This is a genomic window from Vibrio genomosp. F10 str. 9ZD137 (assembly GCF_049974785.1).
GTDB lineage: Bacteria > Pseudomonadota > Gammaproteobacteria > Enterobacterales > Vibrionaceae > Vibrio.
In genome coordinates this window covers 1-4,009 of the sequence record NZ_JBNGCJ010000967.1, presented here as the reverse complement: position 1 = coordinate 4,009, position 4,009 = coordinate 1, and the positions used below count along the sequence as shown (strand labels likewise).

The 4,009-nt window shown below is 42.6% G+C and carries 4 protein-coding genes; 1 reads left to right on the top strand and 3 read right to left on the bottom strand.

Annotation, left to right across the window (positions count from 1 at the left end; all coding sequences use genetic code 11):
• The 3 genes from ACP45E_RS20990 to ACP45E_RS20980 form a co-directional block, all read right to left on the bottom strand.
• Positions 1 to 1,267 (bottom strand): S41 family peptidase (locus ACP45E_RS20990; protein WP_198927777.1); only part of this gene is annotated, 1,267 nt, incomplete at its 3' end.
• A gap of 17 nt (positions 1,268 to 1,284) precedes the next feature.
• Positions 1,285 to 1,911: an RNA chaperone ProQ gene (proQ, locus tag ACP45E_RS20985; protein WP_017034246.1), complete on the bottom strand. Its 627-nt coding sequence runs from the start codon at positions 1,909 to 1,911 to the stop codon at positions 1,285 to 1,287.
• A gap of 98 nt (positions 1,912 to 2,009) precedes the next feature.
• Entirely contained in the window at positions 2,010 to 2,483 is a 474-nt protein-coding gene (locus ACP45E_RS20980) for a GAF domain-containing protein (RefSeq protein WP_017038613.1), read from the bottom strand.
• A gap of 117 nt (positions 2,484 to 2,600) precedes the next feature.
• Between ACP45E_RS20980 and ACP45E_RS20975 the strand changes: the two genes are divergently transcribed.
• Positions 2,601 to 4,009: ABC transporter ATP-binding protein (locus ACP45E_RS20975; protein ID WP_069585502.1), on the top strand; the 1,409-nt coding region annotated here is incomplete at its 3' end.

Here is a 4,009-nt window from a genome sequence, read left to right as displayed (position 1 = left end):
TATCACGAACCTGAACGACCGGGCCACTCTCTATAAACAAGCCAGACAGTGCGGTCGCTTCTGTTAACGCGCCCCCGCCATTGTTACGCAAATCAACAATAATGCCATCGACACCGTCAGCCACTAACTCAGAGATCAGTTTATCGGTATCTTTAGAAAGACCAACATAGAAACTTGGGACTTCTAGTACACCAATTTTCTTACCATCCTTCTCGATTACCTCAGATTTAACCGCTCTATCTTCAAGGCGAATCGTATCTCGAACAATTGTTACAACGTGACTTTTTGCATCCTTACCTTCGGGTAAAATCTGCAAGTTAACCTTGGTACCCTTAGGTCCTTTGATCAGTTGTACGACGTCATCAAGTCGCCATCCAATAACATCGACGATGTCTTTGCCATCTTGACCCACCCCAACAATTCGATCACCTTCCCCCAGTTGCTTGCTATTAGAAGCAGGACCACCCGCGACTAAAGAGCGAATAACGGTATAGTCATCGGTCATTTGAAGTACAGCGCCTATCCCTTCTAACGAAAGGTTCATTTCAGATTGGAATTGTTCAGCGTTACGTGGAGAAAGGTAACTGGTATGAGGATCAACTTCTCTGGCAAATGCATTCATGTATAGCTGAAAAGCATCTTCGTTGTTGGTTTGACTCAAGCGTTTAATCGCGTTGTTATAACGTTTACCCAATACCTCTTTGATTTCAGGCCACTCTTTATCCGTCATTTTAAGATTAAGGGCATCGTATTTAACACGTTTTCGCCACAGCTCTTTCACTTCGGCGTCATCTACCGGCCAAGCGGCGTCTGAGCGATCAAGTTCGATAAATTCATCAACATCGAACTTCATTTCTGTATCAAGAAGGGTTAGCGCGTATTGAAACAGTTCATAACGTTTCTTCAACGAAATATTATAGACATCAAACGCTATTTGATTGTTACCCGCTTTTAGCTGCTCATCAAGACCCGCAGACCAGTGATTAAACGAGTTTATGTCTGCCTGCGTGAAAATATTTCGATTGTAATCGAGCATTTCAATGTAACGAGCGAATATCGCTTGGGAGAACTGATCGTCTAAAGTGAAGTGATTATAATGAGAACGAGTAAAGCGTGAGGTGACGCGCTTGCTAGCGGTTTCATGCTGAACTTCAGGAGCGAGAACGGGTAAGTCCTCTTTGCTTAATTTGGCTTCAAGAGCCTGAGCTGATGACACTGCTAGCCAAAGGCCAGCAGCAATCAGAGTCAATTTTGAACGGCATTTCATGCGTAGGAGTATCTCCTTTATGCGCGCAAGTGCTCCGCTTTCACAACCATTTGCAGGCCGTTTGCTAGTTGAACTCGCACGTCTTCCTTATTAATTTCAACAATGGTCGCTGCCATGTTTCCTTTACCCATATTTACGTTCACATTGTTACCAACGATCATATCGTCAGCGACCAAAGCGCGCGTTTCTACAGGCTTACTTTCTGTTTTTTGTGCTTTAGGCGCAGGACGACGAGCTTGAGGCTTCTTCGCTTTTGGCTTAGCCGCTTTACCTTCTTCACGCGCTTTCTGCGCTTGTTCTTTACGACGAGCTTGAACTCGAGCTTTGCTTTCTGCTAATGCCGTTTTCGCGTGCTCTACATGTTCTTCTTCTAACTCACCACATGCATTGCCATCTAGGTCAACACGCGTAGCGCCTGTTTTGGCTCCGTGTAAATAGCGCCAAGAAGACGTGTACTGTCTTAATGCTGCACGAAGCTGAGTCTTGCTTACTTTTTCATCTTCATTCAAGCGTTCTGCAAGATCTTGAAAAATACCAATTTTCAAAGGTTTTGCTTCACCTTCTAAAGTAAAGCACTTAGGGAAACATTCAGCAATATATGCGATAACTTCTTTGCTGTTTTTTAACTTTTCAGTATTTTCCATGAGGGTTCCTGGTTATTGCGGTCTTTCCGCAAGCAATAAGGTAAATATGGGTGGTATTATAGTGACCTAAAAAGGAAAAACCACACCAGATAGATAATTTATGCTTTGTTAGCGTGCGAATTGAGCAGGTTTTCCACTTCTTGCATTAAAAAAGTTAATCCTTGTTCATCGATTTCACTAAAGCGGCCAATACTTGGGCTATCAATATCGAGTATTCCGACTATTTCTCCATTTATCGAAAATGGAATGACCAGTTCTGAGTTACTGGCGGCGTCGCAAGCAATGTGACCTTCAAATTGGTGCACATCGTAAATACGTTGGACACTGTTTGTTCCCACCGAAGTGCCACACACACCTTTACCGATTGGAATTCTTACACAAGCTGGATTACCTTGAAATGGCCCCAACACCAATTCTTCATCTTTTAGTAGGTAGAATCCAACCCAATTTATGTCAGCCAATTCCATGTTCAATAAAGCACTAAGATTCGCTAAATTGGCGACGAGATCGGTTTCTGACTCTAAAAGTGATACTGCTTGTTTGGTTAGTCGGTGGTAATGTTCTATTTTCATTAATGGTTCCAATTGGAGATTTGAGCATGAACTCAACAAAATACGCTAGGTTTTCTAGACTGCTTGGTTTTAAATAGTGCGAGTTTTTCAATACTGAAATAGGGATATTTCGACTCTATGACAACATCAAACGATACTATTAGCCGCTCTTGGCTGTTAATTCAAGTAAAAAAGCATAAGTCCTTGCTCATCTTTGCAAATTCTATTGCTATCGTCGCCGCGCTAATTAGTGTCCCTATCCCATTGTTAATGCCACTGATGGTTGATGAAGTGCTGCTTGATCAACCGGGTTCTGGCTTAGCCATAATGAATCAGTTCTTACCGACAGAATTTCAAACGCCCACTGGTTACATCGTTCTGACTCTGCTGGCGGTAATCGTGATGCGTACCCTAAGTCAGGCACTCAATATTCTGCAAAGCCGTCAGTTTACGTTGGCCTCAAAAACCATCACATATAACATCCGGACTCGGATGATCGATAAACTGGGCCGAATAAGTATTCAACAATATGAAACCAAAGGAAGCGGTGGGATAAATTCCCATTTAGTGACAGATATTGAGACCATCGATAAATTTATTGGTGGCACCTTAAGTAAGTTTATTGTCAGTCTGCTCACCGTGCTTGGAACCGCGCTGGTTTTACTTTGGCTGGAATGGCGCTTAGGCCTGTTTATTCTATTAGTGAACCCCATTGTTATCTATTTCTCTCGTAAACTGGGTAACCGAGTTAAACATTTAAAGAAATATGAGAACCAATCGTTTGAACGGTTTCAAAATCGGCTGATTGAAACGCTCGATGGTATTTATCAATTGCGCGCGGCCAACAAAGAGAAGTTGTTCTTAGAGGAACTAAAAAAAGACGCCAATCAAATTCGTATCGACGCAGACAAGTACGCTTGGCAGTCTGAAGCGGCAGGTCGTTTCTCTTTCTTGCTGTTTTTACTTGGGTTTGAGTTATTTAGAGCCATGGCTATGTTAATGGTGCTGTTTAGTGACCTTACTATTGGACAGATATTTGCCGTCTTTTCTTATCTCTGGTTTATGCTTGGGCCAGTACAAGAACTGCTGAGTATTCAGTTTTCCTGGTACAGTGCGAAAGCAGCGTTGATTAGAATCAATGCATTACTTTCTTTGGAAGAAGAAGACAGGCCACAAAGTAAAATCGATCCATTCACGGCTGACCGAGAGGTAGACGTCGAGATAAGCAACATCAATTTCTCGTATAACGAAGAAAACCAAGTACTTAACAACTTGTCTCTTACCATACCTGCAGGAAAGAAGGTGGCGTTGGTGGGTGCAAGTGGCGGTGGTAAGTCGACATTGATTCAATTGCTGATTGGAGCATATCAGCAATCATCGGGAATCATTCGATTCAACGGTGCCTCTTCTACCGATATCAGTTATGAGATCATCCGCGAACATATTGCTGTTGTTTTACAACAACCTATACTCTTTAATGACACGTTGAGGCATAATCTGACTCTTGGCAGTGATGTTGATGATTTGTCTTTAGATCGGAAGAGCGG

Coding starts and splice junctions, on each gene's coding strand:
- ACP45E_RS20980 (WP_017038613.1), bottom strand. CDS start 2,483: ATGAAAATAGAACATTACCACCGACTAACCAAACAAGCAGTATCACTT.
- proQ (WP_017034246.1), bottom strand. CDS start 1,911: ATGGAAAATACTGAAAAGTTAAAAAACAGCAAAGAAGTTATCGCATAT.